This window comes from Pseudomonas sp. NY15354 (genome assembly GCF_048068075.1).
GTDB lineage: Bacteria > Pseudomonadota > Gammaproteobacteria > Pseudomonadales > Pseudomonadaceae > Aquipseudomonas > Aquipseudomonas guariconensis_C.
This window is the reverse complement of sequence record NZ_JBLUPV010000016.1, coordinates 93,985-109,265: the sequence shown is the minus strand read 5'-3', so window position 1 is coordinate 109,265 and position 15,281 is coordinate 93,985. Positions and strand designations below refer to the sequence as shown.

Sequence of the window (15,281 nt, the reverse complement as noted above, 5' to 3'; positions counted from 1 at the left end):
TCATGGCGTTTCTCACGTTCCAAGGCATGGCGAAAATCCTGGCAAAGGGGGCTGCCGGGAAGTGTCAACCATGTCTCCGCACACGTGTCCACCATGTGTCCGGTCTCTACAGCCAAGACCAAAAGTGACCCGCCGTAAAGGCGGAAAGGTGATTAACCGTCGATAAATCAAACGGATAAGCCCACAAACCTCAAAACCACAAACCACAAACCAGCCACAACGTATTACTCGATCACCTCGACCGCCATCCCAACCCGCAACACCCCAGGCCCATCGACCGCCAGGTTCTGCCCAAACAGCACATCCCCCTCCTTCTCCCGAAATGTCTTCAGCGTCGTCAAAGGCTCACGATCCGCACTGCGCTCCCCAGTTGCAGGATCGAGCGTGGTCAAGATGCACCGCACACTAGGCTTGAGCAGCCGGAAGGTCAGATCACCAATACGAATGCGCTTCCAGCCGTCCTCGGCGAACGGTGCAGCCCCTTCCACCACCAAGTTCGGCCGAAACCGCAACATTTCCATGGGACGTCCGATCCGCCGGTTCAGCTCGTCAAGCGACCCTTGCCCGATCAACAACAACGGAAATCCGTCCGGAAACGCCGCCCGGTCGCTGTTCAGGCCATAGCCATTAGGTAAATAACGTGCCCGCTGCTCCGGACAATGCACCAGGCGTACCGACTTGCCGAGCAGTTCGCTCAACCAGGCTGCGGCAGCATCGCCGGCGTCCGGCACTCGCAGGGTGTCACGCCAGATGGTCACACCACGCAGGTCGTCATCCGCCCCCGGCACGGGCACGACCAACGGCGCCTGCCCTGGGGCCTGGAGCAGCAATTGTCCACGCTCGTCGTAGCGGGCGTCGATCTGCCCCAGACCTGGCCAGGCGCGCTGGGTGAGGAAACGTCCATTGTCCTGCTCCACCACCATCCAGCGCCGATCACCCTGCAGCCCCAGAAGATCAACCGGCGAGTCCGGCAGGCTCTGGGCCTGCCCCGATTTCACCGGGTATCGATACAACGCGCTCAAAAACATCCCTGCCCGCCTCGTGCCAGTCGAAAATGCCAAGCTTATACCCGGCCACGGCAGGCCACTAGGCTGTAGCGTGATCCAGCATCAGGCGCTGTCGCACAACATCCACCAGCCGGTCAGGCTGGAACTTGGAAAGGAAGTTGTCACAACCCACCTTCTTCACCATGGACTCGTTGAAACTGCCCGACAGCGAGGTATGCAGCACCACGTAAAGCCCACGCAAGCGCGCGTCGCCACGTATTTCGGTGGTCAGGCGGTAACCATCCATTTCAGGCATTTCCGCGTCGGTAAACACCATCAGCAACTTCTCGCAGACATCCTCTCCGGCATCCGCCCAGCCCTTGAGCATGCGCAAGGCCTTCAGGCCGTCGCTTGCCACGTGCAGCTTCATGCCCAACTGAGACAAGGTCTCGCGCAGTTGCACCAGGGCCACGCTGGAGTCGTCCACCAACAACACTTCACGCCCTCGGGCACGCGCCAGGACCGGATCATCGAGCTTGTCCCGCGAGACGCGCGTGTTGTAGGGCACGATCTCGGCCAGGACCTTTTCCACATCGATCACCTCCACCAACTGCTCATCGACCTTGGTGATCGCGGTCAGGTAGTGCTGGCGCCCGGCGCTGGACGGCGGCGGCATGATGGCTTCCCAGTTCATGTTGACGATGCGGTCGACCCCTCCCACCAAAAACGCCTGTACCGAGCGGTTGTACTCGGTGACGATGATGGTGCTGTTCGGGCCCGGCTGCAGAGGCCGCATGCCAATCGCCTGGGAGAGGTCGATCACTGGCAGCGTCTGGCCACGCAGATTGACAACCCCACACACGAAAGCGTGGCGCTGCGGCATCAAGGTCAGCTTCGGCAGTTGCAGCACTTCCTGGACCTTGAACACGTTGATGGCGAACAACTGGCGCCCCGCCAGTCGGAACATGAGGATTTCCAGGCGGTTCTCACCCACCAATTGTGTGCGTTGATCGACCGTATCGAGAATGCCAGCCATTGGAAAACCCCCAGGCTTGAGTCAGGAATGTGAATTCATCTGCCTTGTATCGGCGGCTCCGCGCGCAGCTTGACCCCTGAGGGAAATTGCATCACCGACATTTGATATCACTTTACCATCATGTTTTACTGGCGCCACACCTCGCGTAGACATATCCGCCGCCAGCAGACTATTCATCCGACAGCTATCAGGGAATCCCCTAGTAGCAATCGGGTGTGACCTGATGTTCCCCGTATCCATTAGCCATTAATGTGACGCCATTCTCACTGCATGAATGGAGTCAGGCTTTTGCTAGCGACGGTCTCGGTGTTGCCAAGCGCAGATCATGCCCTGTGCGCAGGCGTTTCATGATGGACAGCGCACCACTGAACAACGGCGCCCTGCAGGACTTTCTGCTGGATGCACAAGTGTGGCTGACCAAGTCCCAGGAATGCCTTCAGCACCTGGAACTGATCGACAACGATCCCGATGCATGCCAATGCCTGAACGAGACGCTCGACACCCTTGCCCGCCGTGCCGATGCACTTGGGCTGCTGGAAGTCGCCCACTACACCGCCGCGCTCCAGCAACTGCTCGCGCCTGTCTGCCAGCAGCAACACCTGGGCCAGAAGGCATTGGCCACGCTGCATGCCTGCATGAATCTGTTGGCCTGGCAGCTGGAACTGGTGGATATCTCGACAGGCCGTTTGAACCTGGATACCGGGGAGCAGACCCTGCTGCTCGAAGAACTTGCGAATGCCCTGGGGCAACCACTGCCGGAACTGTGCGGGCCATGCCAAACGCGCGGCGACCTGTGCGCCCACCCTCACCTGTCCCATGCGCCTCTTGCCTCATCCGGCACCGTGCCCGATCACCGGCACTGAGCGCTCGCGGCGAACAACCAACTAACATACAAGCGCAAAGTTTCCTTAGTTCCCAAAACGTTCTAACGGACGTGGGCGCATTAGTTGTGCTTGAAGAAAAACCATTTCGATGAATAATGGCATTTTGATATTCAGCGAACCGGGTAATGCTACTGCATGACCCCGAAAAACCTGAGGTTTCAGGCAGTCGGCCACCGCGACCAAAACAACTTGAAGTGATACCATGCACGCACTTGAATGCACGCGTCGCAGGTATTGTTCAATTGAGTGAACCGTCGTCGGTAATTGCTTGAAAGCAGGACGCCAAAGCCTCTGATCAGTCCCATGCAAGGCCTCCAACAGCAACAATTCAGTGGCTTTTCTATCTATGCTTCCACGCTTGAAACTCCCTCGGCATTGCCGCTCCCGCGCCACCTTGCTGCGCTGGGCGACCGGGTTGCTGTGCGTGGGATCACTGCTCGCCAACCTGACGTTTACCCTGCGTGCCCTCCCCCTGCCCGCCAGCCTGCTGGTGGTGCAACTGGCCGCCGTGATCGGGATTCTCTGGCACTGGCGCCAATGGGCCAGATCGATCAGCCTGCGCCCAGCGGAGCTGGCCGACCGCATGCTTAAGGTCCAGGAAGGCGAGCGCCAGCGCCTGAGCCGCGAACTGCATGACGATATCGGCCAATCGCTCACGGCCGCAAAGCTTCAGCTCGACTGGCTCCAGCGGCGCATCCCGGCAGAGCTTCAAGCGCACTGCCAGACCTTGCGCAAGACCCTTGAAAGCACCTTGAGCAATGTCAGAGACGTCTCTGCGATTCTCAACCCACGCCAACTGGCGAGCCTGGGCCTCGAGGCCAGCCTGCGGGCCCATCTGGTGCGTACTCTGGAGAGCAGCGACGTACACTGGAGCCTGGAGTGCCACCAGCGCCTTGGCGGCATTGGCGAAGCGGTTTCCATGGCTGCGTTTCGGATCACCCAGGAAGCGGTAACCAACATGCTGCGTCACGCCAAAGCACGCAATCTCACCATCAGCCTGCGCCGCACACCCGCGGGCCTGAGCCTGTCGATCCAGGATGACGGCCAGGGTTTCGAGCCTGCCGCCGACCCTGCCGAGGCCGGGCAACGAGGCATGGCGGGGATGCTGGAACGCGCGGCGGCGCTGCAAGGCACCCTCACCGTCTCAAGCCAACCGGGTCGAGGGACCCGAATCGATGCCCTGTTCCCATGGCCACCGCGCACCGAAGAGCGCGCCAGGACTTCCGTTTCCCATGACCTGTAGATTGCTGCTGGTGGATGACCACTCGCTGATCCGCGCCGGCGTACGCGCCTTGGTGACCGATATCCCTGGCTATTGCGTGGTGGGCGAAGCCGATGATGGCAGCCAGTTGCTGGACATGGTCCAGCGCCTGGCGCCGGACATCGTCCTGCTGGATATCTCCATGCGCTCGACCAGCGGCCTGGATGCCCTCAGCCAACTGCGCGCAAACGGTTTCGCGTGCAAGGTGCTGATCCTTTCTATGCACACTGATCCGGACCTGATCATGCGCGCCCTGCAAAGCGGTGCCCACGGCTACCTGCTCAAGGACACCACAGCCAACGAACTGGAACAGGCCTTGGCCGCCTTGCGCAACGACGAGCGTTATCTGAGCCCGGCGATCGCCCATACCGTCATCAACCAGGCGCTATTACATGCCCAGGACAGCAAGCAAACGGCAGGCGAGCGCCACAACCTGACCGCTCGCCAGCTGGAAATCCTGCGCCTGATCGTGCGAGGCAAATCGACCCGGGAAATCGCCAACGGCCTTGGTCTGTCGATCAAGACCGTCGAGACCCATCGTTCGCAGATCATGAAACGCCTGCAGATCTATGACGTGGCTGGCCTGGTGCTGTTCGCCGTGCGCGAGAAGATCATCAGCCTGGACGACTGAGCAAGGGCGAGTCCGCGGGCAAATGCAGGCGTAACGCAGCCGGGCACGCCTCGAAGCGCAGACTGTCGGCCTGCAATGGCTCACCATCGAGGTTGATGTCCAACCCCTGGGAGCTTTTGATCTCGACCCAAGGCAGACGTGCCCGAACGAACAACCCCTCTCCTGCAAGCAAATCGCGCAAGGCCCCGACCATTTCCTGGGGGGCTGGCAGAATGCTGATGTCCAGCAAGCCATCGTCCACCCACGCATCAGGGCACAGCACATGCCCACCGCCTGCCTGACGACCATTGCCGATACCCAGCGCCAGCAGTTGACCCTGCCAATGAAACTCCGGCCCCTGAAGCTCCACGGAGGCCGCCTGCAGCTCACTGAAGCGAGACAGGCCGGTGAACAGGTAAGCGGCAGCGCCCAGTACTTTTTTCAAGTCCTCGGACGTATTGGCCGTGACCTGGCTGCCGAAGCCGCCAGTGGCCATGTTGAGAAACAACTGATCACCCACCTTGCCCAGATCCACTGGCCGCGCCGGTTGCTCCAGCAAGTCCAGGGCTGCCGCAGGCTCCAGGGGTATACCCGCAGCCTTGGCGAAATCGTTGGCCGTACCCAGGGGCAGCAATGCAAGGCTCGCGCCCCCAGGGGCCTGCGCCATGGCCTCGGCCACGTCCCTCAGGGTGCCGTCTCCACCGCCAGCCACAATCTGTCGCACGCCTGCGGCCAACGCCTCGGCGACCAATCGCTGCGCATCGCCAGCCTCCCAGGTCAGGCGCACCTCCAGCGTCCATCCTCGCTCGCGCAGCGCGCCCACGGCGCTGCGCACCTCGTCGTTCATGGCTTGCTTGCCATGCAGGATCAACATCGCCTTGCGTTCGTCCATCACGCCTCTCCCTGAAAGCTGGGGTTTTCAATCTCGACCATCGGCGAAGACCAATTGCTGCATACACCATTCGCCAGATACTTGGCTATCGGACCACCTGCACGGCTACCAGGCCATTTTATTGACTAAGCTTCTGCCATACAGCGGACCGACCATACCAGCCGACGACGAGGTAGCGGGGCCATGCGTATACTCTGGACACTGCCCTACCTGCCCTGGCCCACCACCAGCGGCAGCAAGACCCGGCAATACCACCTTCTGCGCGAATTGACGCGCCAAGGCCACCGGATCACCTTGTTGGCGCAGTCCAAAGTCCCGCTTGGCGACGCCGCCCGGCAAGCGCTGGAAGCGGTGGTCGAACGCTTGATCGTCCTGCCCAGGCGCCCGCTGCACAGCCCGCTCAACCTACTGGCCTCGCCCATCATCGATTACCCCATGCGCGCCATCATCAATGGTTTGGCGCCTTGCCTGCGCCATCGCTTCGAGCAACTGCTGGACGAGCCTTGGGACATCATCCAGATCGAACACAGCTACAGCTTCCAGCCCTTCGAAAAAGCCCTGCAGGCCCGACGCCTACCCTTTGTGCTCAGCGAGCATAATCTGGAATCGGTGATGGGCGCGGCCTGTCACGACCGCTTGCCGCTGTGGCTGCGCCCTCTCAATGCCTTCGATCGCTGGCGCTATCGGCGGTGGGAGCAACGTGTGCTGCGCCAACCCAGCGAAGTGGTTGCCGTGAGTCCCCACGACGCCGAGCTGATCGGTCAGATCAGCGGACGGCCGGTGAACGTGGTGGTCAATGGCGTGGACTGTGACTACTACCAGGACGTGCACCCCGCCTACCACAGCCAGCGTCTGCTGTTCGTTGGTAACTTCGAGTATGGCGCCAACCTCGAAGCCATCGAATGGGCACTCGAAGAAATCCTGCCCCAAGTCTGGATGAGCAATCCGGCCGTGCGCCTGGCCATTGCCGGGCACGCCTTGCCAGCGAGCTGGAAACTGCACTGGAACGACCCGCGCATCGAATGGATCGGCTACCGCCCAGACCTGCGTGAACTGCAGCGGCGCTCAGCGCTGTTCTTCGCACCACTGCGCTACGCGGGCGGCTCCAAGGTGAAGATCCTCGAAGCCATGGCCGCCGGTCTGCCGGTCATTACCACCAGCAAGGGTGTGTCAGGCCTGGCAGCCAACAATGGCGAGCACTACCTGGGCAGTGATGACAGCGGCCAACTGGCGCTGCTGATCACCCAACTGCTCAACCAGCCCTGGCGCATGTGCCAACTGAGCGAGGCAGGTCGCCAGTTCGCGCGCCAGCGCCACGACTGGAGCGTGGCGGCGCAGCAACTGACCAACGTGCACATGCGCTTGAGCCAACTGGGGCCGGCGGACGCCTCGCCCCTGGACAATGCGTGGCTCGGCCGGTCAGCCAAGTAGTTCGCTGAAGGGGATGAACGCCACGCTGTCGCCCTCGCGCACCGTGGTGCCCTCGCGCACTTCCACCAGCCCTTCGGCCCAGGCGGCACTGCGCAGCACACCGGAACTCTGGTTCTTGTAGATCCGTACCTTGCCCTCTTCGATGCGCGCGCGCAGGTACTCGCGCCGGCTGCCGGGTTTGGTCCACTCGAAACCCGCCGGAACGGGAAAACGCAGGGGCGCTACCTGCTCGACGCCCTGGCGACGCAACAGGTAAGGACGGGTCAGCAAGGCGAAAGTCACCAGGGTCGAGGCCGGATTACCCGGCAGGCCGATCACCGGTACACCACGGAAGTGCCCGAATGTCAGCGGCTTGCCTGGTTTGATCGCCAACTTCCACAAAGCGAGCTCGCCGGCCTCGCGTAAGGCCATACCGAGGTAATCAGCCTCACCTACCGAGACACCGCCTGTGGAAAGAATCAGGTCGACCTCGCCCAAACCGGCCAGGCAGTCACGGGTACGTTGCAGGTCATCGGCGAGAATCCCCACGTCCAGCACTTCACACCCCAGGCGCTGCAACCAACTGACCAGCAGGCGCCGGTTGCTGTTGTAGATCTGCCCCGGCCCCAGTGGCAGCCCCGGTTCCACCAACTCGTCGCCAGTGGACAGCACGGCAACACGGACCTTGCGTACCACCTCGAGACGAGCCTGCCCCAGGGTCGCCGCCAGGCCCAGTTCGATCGGCCCCAGGCGCGTGCCAGCGGCCATCACCTGTTCGCCGACGCGGGTCTCCTGCCCCTGCGGGCGCACGTTCTGACCGACCTTGAGCGGCTCGAGCAAACGCACTCGACCGTCCTCCAGGACCTCGGCGTTCTCCTGCATTTCCACGCAATCGGCCCCCTCGGGCAGAGGCGCCCCGGTAAAGATCCGCGCGCAGGTGCCCGGCTGAAGCGGCGTTGGGGCATGGCCGGCGAAGATGCGCTGGCTCACCGGCAAGGGTTCACCCTGCCAGTCAGCCATGCGCAAGGCGTAGCCGTCCATGGCACTGTTCGGCCAAGGCGGCAGGTCCAGACTGGCCACCAGGTCGCGAGCCAGCACACGGCCTTCGGCCTCGGCCAGCGCCAGCTCTTCACTGTCTTTGATCGGCGCGGCCTCGGCCAACGCCAGCAAGCGCTCCAGAGCCTCCTCGACCGGCATCAGAGGCCGTGCCTGCTTGACCTCAACCACGGCTGTCACAGGTCGCTGCCTGCTTCAGGTGAGGCACGAAGTTGCACGGGCGATGACGTGCATCGAGCTGCTCGGCAAGAATGCCGTCCCATCCGGTGCGCACCGCGTTGGTCGAGCCCGGCAGGCAGCACACCAGAGTGCCATTGGCCAAGCCAGCCAAGGCACGGGACTGGACAGTAGAGGTGCCGATATCCGCGACGGAGATCTGCCGGAACAGCTCACCGAAACCTTCGACCTGCTTGTCCAGCAGGCACGCCACCGCCTCTGGCGTGCTGTCTCGACCGGTAAAGCCGGTCCCGCCGGTGATCAACACCACCTGCACTTGCTCGTCTGCGATCCAGGTAGCGACCTGGGCGCGAATCTTGTAGAGGTCATCCTTGAGCAGCACACGCTCTGCCAGTCGATGCCCGGCTGCGCTCAGGCGGTCGACGAACAACTGGCCGGAAGTGTCGGTCTCGAAGGTACGGGTATCGCTGACGGTGAGCACCGCGATGTTCAGCGGCACGAAGGGGGTGTCTGCCTTGGCTTTCATGAGAGTGCGTCGCAGGAGGATAAGATGGCCGTTGTTATATCACAGGCCGGCATGCGCGACGCCGCCGTTGTTCTCCGTCAATGCCAGCCTATTGCCGCTATGCTGCACTGAGAAGGAACTTGCAGGGACACCAAGCGTCCTACAACTTATCAAGCACGATCGTACTGGAGAAAAGCAATGATTCAACGGACCCTTCCCGCCTTCCTGCTCGCCCTCGGCCTGGGTGCCCTGGCCGGGTGCGCATCGCCGACCGTCATCACGCTGAACGACGGCCGCGAGATCCAGGCAGTGGATACCCCTTCCTATGACGAGGACTCCGGTTTTTACGAATTCGAACAACTCGATGGCAAGCGCACCCGCGTCAACAAAGACCAGATCCGCACCGTCAAAGAGCTGTGATTTGACAGGCCCTTTTTTGCAAACCTCCTTTTCGCAACAAGGGCTTGCGTTGAAAAATACGATGCAGTAGGATTTTGTTCATCGGAGTGTAGCGCAGCCAGGTAGCGCGTCTCGTTCGGGACGAGAAGGCCGCAGGTTCGAATCCTGTCTCTCCGACCAAATCCTGATTTTCAGAAAGCCCGCCTTGTGCGGGCTTTTTGTTGCGCGCAGAAAATCACGGTGCTGCTTTTTCGCAGGTAACCACTCCCAGGATTCAGCACCCTGCTCACGTACAGCGCCGTATCTGTGGAAGTGGGCTTCCCCGCGAAAGAGCTGGCACAGAAAAACGCCCCGCAGGGCGCTCTTCAATCCCTCTTCACTGCGCTTGGACCATCGCTTGCTCAGGCTGCACCGGAACGTACAGCAGTTGCAGGCGCGAGCTGCTCCATTCGCGGGTCTTGTTGGTCAGCTCGAGGTTGTTGTTCAGCTTCTGGCCGTAGGTCGGCACGATCTGCTGAAGCTTGGCCTGCCACTCTGGGCTCTTGACGCGATCCTTGAAGGTCTTCTCCAGCACGCTCAGCATGATCGGCGCGGCAGTGGAGGCACCTGGCGAGGCGCCCAGCAGCGCTGCGATGGAGCCATCCTGGGAGGCAACCACTTCAGTACCGAACTGCAAGATGCCACCGTGCTCGGGATCCTTCTTGATCACCTGTACGCGCTGGCCAGCCTGCAGCAGCTTCCAGTCTTCATTCTTGGCGTTGGGGAAGTACTCGCGCAGGGCATTCATGCGGTCATCGAAACTAAGCATCAGTTGACCCATCAGGTAGGTGCTCAGGTCGATGTTGTCGATACCGGCGTGCATCATCGGCATGATGTTGTGGCTGGTCAGCGACGCGAACATGTCCAGCAGCGAGCCGTTCTTCAGGTACTTGGTGGAGAAGGTCGCGAATGGGCCGAACAGCAGCACCTCCTTGCCATCGATCACCCGGGTATCGAGGTGCGGCACCGACATGGGCGGCGCACCGACCGAAGCCTTGCCATACAGCTTGGCCTTGTGACGGGCAACGATATCCGGGTTGTCGGTCATCAGGAACTGACCTCCCACCGGGAAGCCTGCATAGCCTTCGGCTTCAGGAATGCCGGACTTCTGCAACAGCTTCAGCGCGCCGCCACCGGCGCCGATGAACACGAATTTGGCGTTGACGCGGGTTTGCTTGCCGCCGTCGGCCAGGTCTGCAACCACCACATTCCAGGTGCCGTCATCGTTGCGCACGATGTCGCGCACTTCGTGGCGCAGGTGCAGTTGCACGTTCGGGTTGCGGGTCATGGACGCGAACAGCTGGCGAGTGATCTCGCCAAAGTTGACGTCGGTGCCAATGGCCATGCGGGTCGCTGCGACCCGCTGTTCAGGCGAGCGACCCTCCATCACGATCGGCACCCACTTGCGAATCTGCTCGTGGTCTTCGGAAATCTCCATGCCGCGGAACAGCGAGCTGTGCTGCAGGGCTTCGACGCGCTTGTGCAGGAAGGCGATGTTCTCCTCACCCCAGACGAAGCTCATGTGCGGCACATTGTTGATGAAGGTCTTCGGGTTGCTCAGCACGCCTTGCTCGACCTGATAGGCCCAGAACTGCTTGGACACCTCGAACTGCTCGTTGACGTTGACCGCCTTGCTGATGTCGATCTTGCCGTCCTTGCCTTCGCTGGTGTAATTCAGCTCGCAAAAGGCGGAATGGCCGGTACCGGCGTTGTTCCAGGCGTTGGAGCTTTCTTCGGCGACCTGGTCCATGCGCTCGTACACATCGACCTTCCAGTTTGGCTCGAGCTCGGTGAGGTAGGTCCCCAGGCTCGCGCTCATGATGCCGCCGCCAATCAGCAGGACGTCGACGGATTTTTCCGGTTCACCGGGCTTGGAGCAACCGATGACGCTCAGGCACAGGAGCGTCAGCAGGATTTTTTTCATGATTCAATCCAATTGAAGTGAAGTGACTGGCCTTTCGCTGCCCTTGCTGTGCACGCCCGGTTGTTGTTCTGGCTCACGCGACCTTCGCGTCGGCGACGCTGCATCCTGCGGCAACTGGCCGGCAGGGTCGCTGAAGGTCAACGCCTGGGGTTTCGAGGGATCGGGACAGGATCGCCGTGGGCTTTGGCCCGGCTCGCCCTTAAGCAGAAGTTGTGCCAGTTACGCCAAGACCAACGGCTAATAGCCAGGACGTTTGGTCGCAGCCCATCTTTAGCGGTTTGGCTGGCGACAATCCGCCACATTGAAGCGGTCGCCGGGGGCGAAATGGCGGGTTTCCCCACTGCGCGCTTTAACGAGCACCGCCGGATGTAACGGGGCCGCATCGCGGCCCCGAAGGGGATCACGCACTCAGACGTGAAGTGACTTCACCCAGTTGCCCAGACAACCCATGCAGGCGCTGACCCGCCTGCTCGGTATGCTGCACGGCCTGCTGGTTGGCCGTGGCGATACGGGTGATTTCCACCAGATTGCGGGAAATGTCCTCGGCCACGCTGGTCTGCTCTTCGGCTGCCGTTGCGATCTGCCGGTTCATGTCGCGGATCGCCTCCACCGCCGTGGTGATGCGCTGCAGCATCTGCCCTGCCTGCTCGACCTGCTCGGCGCCCTCTTCACTGCGCCGCTGGCCGCTTTCAATGGCTTTGACCGCGTGTACCGCGCCAACCTGCACGGCTTCGATGATCTGATTGATCTCGGCGATCGACGCCGCCGTACGCTGGGCCAGGCTGCGGACCTCGTCGGCAACCACTGCGAAGCCACGCCCCGCCTCTCCGGCCCGAGCGGCTTCGATAGCCGCGTTGAGCGCCAGCAGGTTTGTCTGTTCGGCGATGCCGCGAATAACTTCCAGCACCTTGCCGATCCTTGTGCTGTCACTTTCCAGGTCTCGAATCACCTGGGCCGTGCCGGCGATCTCGCGGTTGACCACGCCAATGATATCGATGGTCGCCTGCATCACCTGCTCACCGGCCTGGGCGCTGTGGTCGGCATCGTCTGCCGCCCGCGCCGCCTCGGCAGCGTGGCGCGCCACCTCTTGGGCCGTGGCGGACATCTCGTGCATCGCCGTGGCCACTTGGTCGGTGCGCTGGAATTGATCATCCGTGCCCCGGGCCATGCCACCGGCGATGGTGCGCAACTGGCCGCTGGCGGTTTCCAGCTCATCGGCGTTGTCCTTGAGCCGGCCAACGGTCTCGGCCAGGAAATCCCGCAGGGTATTGGCAGCCCGCGCCAGGCGCCCAAGTTCGTCCTGCCGGCGACTGTCGACCCGGGCGCCAAAGCGACCCTGACTCAACTGCGCCACATACTCGATCAAACCACGGATAGGCTCGACCAGGCTGCGGTTGACCAGCCACAGGCTGAACAGGCCCACCAGCACCGCCGAGCCGAGCATCACCAACATACCCAGCCACACCGTACGCTCGGCAGCGGCACTGAGCTGGGTCGCGCGTTCACGGGCATCAGCTCGCAAATGCTCGACCAGCTCGCTCATTTGCTCACTGGCGGCGCGGTCAACGCCCTTTACCGCCTGGTCACCTACCACCGGGTCACCGCCTGCGGCCAGAAACGCCTCACGCCCCTGGGCATAGGCCTGGCCCAGTTGCCGATGGCTATCACGCAGATGCTGCAGGCGGGTCTTGAGTTCGCCCTCGCGGGTGTCGATCAACTGCCCAAGCAGCTGCTGCACCTGCTGTTCCCGAGCCTGGAACTGCTGCCAGTACTTGTCCAGCTCGGCGCTCTGACGACCACGCAGCAACACGTTTTTCCATTCCTGCACCTGGATCTTGAACTGCAGGTTGGCCTCGTCGATCAACTGCGAGTCACGCAACGGGCCATCGACCAGCTCGGCATAGCCACGCACATTGGCAGACAGGAACTGGAAGCACACCAGGGCGATCAGCAGCATCGCCACCAGGCTACCACCGAGCAGGGTGAGAATTTGCACTCTAAGGGATTTATGCAACATCGGGAGGATCTCGGGAGCAAGGCTTGGGGGAACGACAGGCCGAAGGCAATGCCGCACAAGACATCCTTGTCTTCGTTCGCAGGCCAAAAAAAAGCTGCCATCGATCGATAGCAGCCAGGTCGAGCACTTACGCAACAGTTGAGCTAGATAGTCTCAGGCAATTGCTACAGAAATGTTACAAACTCGCTGCGCACCTAGACCGATGTGAATTGAAGCGCTGCCAATCGCGCATAAAGCGGGCTTTGCTCGATGAGCTGCCGATGGTTACCCACTGCCACCAAACGCCCCTTGTCGATCACCGCGATGCGATCGGCATGCTGCACGGTGGCCAGGCGATGGGCGATCACCAAGGTGGTGCGTCCGGCCATGAGCCGTGGCAAGGCCTGCTGGATCAGGTATTCGCTCTGGGCATCCAGGGCGCTGGTGGCTTCATCGAGCAGCAGAATCGGCGCATCCACCAGCAAGGCCCTGGCGATCGCCAGGCGCTGGCGCTGTCCGCCGGACAAACCGATACCGCCCTCCCCCAATGGCGTCTGGTAGCCCTGGGGCAGTTGCTCGATGAACTCATGGGCGTAGGCACTGCGCGCCGCGGCCTCGACGTCGGCCAGGCTGGCCTGGGGCCGGCCATAGCGGATGTTGGCCTCCACCGTGCCGCGAAACAACGCAGGATTCTGCGCCACCAGGGCGAACTGATGGCGCAAACAGCTGGGATCCATTGCCGTGATCTGCTGCCCATCGAGCAGGATCTGCCCTTGCTGGGGGTCATAGAAACGCAGCAGCAAGTCGAACAGGGTCGACTTGCCGGCACCAGACGGGCCGACCAGTGCCACGGTCTGCCCAGGCTCGATGATCAGGCTCAGGCCATCGATGGCCGCCACGCCCGGGCGCGAAGGGTAGGCAAAGTGCAACTCACGCAACTCGATGCGCCCACTCGTCCGCCCGGTCGACACATCACTGACCTGGAGTGGCGCCAGGATTGCACTGCGTGCCGCCAGCAGCTCGGCGATGCGCTCAGCCGCACCTGCCGCACGCTGTAACTCGCCGATCACTTCGCTGAGGGTGCCGAAGGCGCTGCCGACGATCAGGCTGTAGAACACGAACGCGGCCAACTCGCCACCGGAGATGCGCCCTGCGATCACATCCATGCCACCGACCCAAAGCATCACCCCCACCGCGCCCAGCACCAGCACGATCACCAAAGTGATCAACCAGGCGCGCTGGGCGATACGCCGCCGGGCCACGGCAAAGGCCGCCTCCACGGTCTCGGCGAAGCGTTCGCGATCCAGCGGCTGGTGGTTGTAGGCCTGCACGGTCTTGATCTGGCCCAGGGTCTCGGCCACATAGCTGCCGACATCTGCGACCCGATCCTGGCTCTGGCGCGACAAGCTGCGCACCCGCCGGCCAAACAGCAGGATCGGCGCCAGCACCAGCGGCAGGGCCAGCACCACGATGCTGGTGAGCTTGGGATTGGTGACAAACAGCAACACCACGCCGCCGACGACCATCAAGGCGTTGCGCAGGAACATCGACAGCGACGAGCCGATGACCGACTGCAGCAAGGTGGTGTCGGCCGTCAGCCGCGACTGGATCTCCGAGCTGCGATTGTCCTCGAAGAATCCAGGGTGCAGCCCAAGCAGGTGATCGAATACCGCCCTGCGGATATCCGCCACGCAGCGCTCACCGATCCATGAAACCAAGTAGAAGCGACTGAAGGTGCCGACCGCCAGGGCCAGCACCAGCACCAGGAACAGGCCGATGGTCTGGTTGAGCTGTTGCGGCGAGCCGGTCATGAAGCCTTGGTCCACCAACAGGCGGATACCCTGCCCCATCGACAAGGTAATGGCGGCTGTCACGACCAATGCCAACAAAGCCAGCACGACCTGCTTGCGGTACGGGCGGATGAACTGCCAAGCCAAGCGCAAGGCCCGACGTTGACGCATGGAAACCGGTTCAGGCATGAAAGGAGCCATCCACTGCGAAGAGCCAGCAGCCTACCACTCATCGGACAGCGCGGAACTGTAACCAGTCTGCAGCCATCGTTAACAAGCGAGACGCCGTGCAAGGGAGCATAGATCAGTGCCTATG

The 15,281-nt window shown here is 62.1% G+C and carries 13 protein-coding genes, 1 tRNA gene and 1 pseudogene; 6 read left to right on the top strand and 9 right to left on the bottom strand.

Translation table 11 applies throughout. The annotated features are described in order from the left end of the window. Positions 1-224: 224 nt before the first annotated feature. Together ACNFCH_RS16515 and ACNFCH_RS16510 are read right to left on the bottom strand one after the other, a co-directional pair. The gene (locus ACNFCH_RS16515; protein ID WP_337158804.1) at positions 225-1,028 is read right to left on the bottom strand and encodes an MOSC domain-containing protein; all 804 of its coding nucleotides are present in this window, start codon (positions 1,026-1,028) and stop codon (positions 225-227) included. 58 nt (positions 1,029-1,086) lie between these two features. Beyond that, on the bottom strand, positions 1,087-2,022 hold the full coding sequence (locus ACNFCH_RS16510) for a chemotaxis protein (RefSeq protein WP_070093477.1): 936 nt from the start codon (positions 2,020-2,022) through the stop codon (positions 1,087-1,089). Positions 2,023-2,372: 350 nt separating this feature from the next. On the opposite strand from ACNFCH_RS16510, the gene ACNFCH_RS16505 reads away from it, so the two are divergent. From ACNFCH_RS16505 to ACNFCH_RS16495, 3 genes are all read left to right on the top strand, one after another. Then, positions 2,373-2,885, top strand: a complete 513-nt coding sequence (locus ACNFCH_RS16505; protein ID WP_337158803.1) for a histidine kinase — start codon at positions 2,373-2,375, stop codon at positions 2,883-2,885. Positions 2,886-3,252: 367 nt separating this feature from the next. Further along, entirely contained in the window at positions 3,253-4,149 is an 897-nt protein-coding gene (locus ACNFCH_RS16500) for a sensor histidine kinase (RefSeq protein ID WP_337158802.1), read from the top strand. Further along, positions 4,139-4,798, top strand: coding sequence for a response regulator transcription factor (locus ACNFCH_RS16495; RefSeq protein WP_337158801.1), 660 nt, complete (start codon positions 4,139-4,141; stop codon positions 4,796-4,798). Before ACNFCH_RS16500 ends, ACNFCH_RS16495 begins: the two co-directional genes overlap by 11 nt. Here ACNFCH_RS16495 and yegS read toward each other — a convergent pair. After that, entirely contained in the window at positions 4,782-5,669 is an 888-nt protein-coding gene (yegS, locus tag ACNFCH_RS16490) for a lipid kinase YegS (RefSeq protein WP_416743126.1), read from the bottom strand. The genes ACNFCH_RS16495 and yegS overlap by 17 nt on opposite strands. 183 nt (positions 5,670-5,852) lie before the next feature. Here yegS and ACNFCH_RS16485 point away from each other — a divergent pair, with 183 nt between their 5' ends. After that, positions 5,853-7,100: a glycosyltransferase family 4 protein gene (locus tag ACNFCH_RS16485; RefSeq protein ID WP_337158799.1), complete on the top strand. Its 1,248-nt coding sequence runs from the start codon at positions 5,853-5,855 to the stop codon at positions 7,098-7,100. Here the strand turns inward: ACNFCH_RS16485 and glp are convergent. Both glp and moaB read right to left on the bottom strand, forming a co-directional pair. Next, positions 7,089-8,276 (bottom strand): gephyrin-like molybdotransferase Glp, encoded by a 1,188-nt coding sequence (gene glp, locus ACNFCH_RS16480; RefSeq protein WP_337158808.1) that lies wholly within the window; start codon positions 8,274-8,276, stop codon positions 7,089-7,091. The two genes, ACNFCH_RS16485 and glp, sit on opposite strands and share 12 nt — an antisense overlap. A gap of 22 nt (positions 8,277-8,298) precedes the next feature. After that, complete coding sequence (moaB, locus tag ACNFCH_RS16475) at positions 8,299-8,838, bottom strand: molybdenum cofactor biosynthesis protein B (protein WP_337158798.1); 540 nt, start codon at positions 8,836-8,838, stop codon at positions 8,299-8,301. 177 nt (positions 8,839-9,015) lie between these two features. Between moaB and ACNFCH_RS16470 the strand changes: the two genes are divergently transcribed. Then, positions 9,016-9,237, top strand: coding sequence for a YgdI/YgdR family lipoprotein (locus ACNFCH_RS16470; RefSeq protein WP_110971301.1), 222 nt, complete (start codon positions 9,016-9,018; stop codon positions 9,235-9,237). A gap of 82 nt (positions 9,238-9,319) precedes the next feature. After that, positions 9,320-9,396: transfer RNA gene (locus tag ACNFCH_RS16465), tRNA-Pro, on the top strand. Positions 9,397-9,592: 196 nt separating this feature from the next. Here ACNFCH_RS16465 and mqo read toward each other — a convergent pair. From mqo to ACNFCH_RS16445, 4 genes and pseudogenes are all read right to left on the bottom strand, one after another. Continuing rightward, complete coding sequence (gene mqo / locus ACNFCH_RS16460) at positions 9,593-11,179, bottom strand: malate dehydrogenase (quinone) (protein WP_337158797.1); 1,587 nt, start codon at positions 11,177-11,179, stop codon at positions 9,593-9,595. Between the two features lie 400 nt (positions 11,180-11,579). Next, positions 11,580-12,284 (bottom strand): methyl-accepting chemotaxis protein, encoded by a 705-nt coding sequence (locus tag ACNFCH_RS16455; RefSeq protein ID WP_372340673.1) that lies wholly within the window; start codon positions 12,282-12,284, stop codon positions 11,580-11,582. 228 nt (positions 12,285-12,512) lie between these two features. Further along, positions 12,513-12,623: pseudogene (locus ACNFCH_RS16450) on the bottom strand (hypothetical protein); the annotation flags it as partial. A 767-nt stretch (positions 12,624-13,390) separates the two neighbouring features. Beyond that, positions 13,391-15,154 carry an ABC transporter transmembrane domain-containing protein gene (locus ACNFCH_RS16445; RefSeq protein WP_416743125.1) on the bottom strand — a complete coding sequence of 588 codons (1,764 nt, stop codon included), beginning with the start codon at positions 15,152-15,154 and terminating at the stop codon, positions 13,391-13,393. Positions 15,155-15,281: the final 127 nt, after the last annotated feature.

Bases quoted from the DNA above. Each gene is read 5' to 3' on its own strand.
- ACNFCH_RS16515 (WP_337158804.1), bottom strand. From the start codon at position 1,028: ATGTTTTTGAGCGCGTTGTATCGATACCCGGTGAAATCGGGGCAGGCC.
- mqo (WP_337158797.1), bottom strand. From the start codon at position 11,179: ATGAAAAAAATCCTGCTGACGCTCCTGTGCCTGAGCGTCATCGGTTGC.
- ACNFCH_RS16470 (WP_110971301.1), top strand. From the start codon at position 9,016: ATGATTCAACGGACCCTTCCCGCCTTCCTGCTCGCCCTCGGCCTGGGT.
- glp (WP_337158808.1), bottom strand. From the start codon at position 8,276: ATGCCGGTCGAGGAGGCTCTGGAGCGCTTGCTGGCGTTGGCCGAGGCC.
- ACNFCH_RS16485 (WP_337158799.1), top strand. From the start codon at position 5,853: ATGCGTATACTCTGGACACTGCCCTACCTGCCCTGGCCCACCACCAGC.
- ACNFCH_RS16510 (WP_070093477.1), bottom strand. From the start codon at position 2,022: ATGGCTGGCATTCTCGATACGGTCGATCAACGCACACAATTGGTGGGT.
- ACNFCH_RS16495 (WP_337158801.1), top strand. From the start codon at position 4,139: ATGACCTGTAGATTGCTGCTGGTGGATGACCACTCGCTGATCCGCGCC.
- moaB (WP_337158798.1), bottom strand. From the start codon at position 8,838: ATGAAAGCCAAGGCAGACACCCCCTTCGTGCCGCTGAACATCGCGGTG.
- ACNFCH_RS16500 (WP_337158802.1), top strand. From the start codon at position 3,253: ATGCTTCCACGCTTGAAACTCCCTCGGCATTGCCGCTCCCGCGCCACC.
- yegS (WP_416743126.1), bottom strand. From the start codon at position 5,669: ATGGACGAACGCAAGGCGATGTTGATCCTGCATGGCAAGCAAGCCATG.
- ACNFCH_RS16455 (WP_372340673.1), bottom strand. From the start codon at position 12,284: ATGTCCGCCACGGCCCAAGAGGTGGCGCGCCACGCTGCCGAGGCGGCG.
- ACNFCH_RS16505 (WP_337158803.1), top strand. From the start codon at position 2,373: ATGGACAGCGCACCACTGAACAACGGCGCCCTGCAGGACTTTCTGCTG.
- ACNFCH_RS16445 (WP_416743125.1), bottom strand. From the start codon at position 15,154: ATGCCTGAACCGGTTTCCATGCGTCAACGTCGGGCCTTGCGCTTGGCT.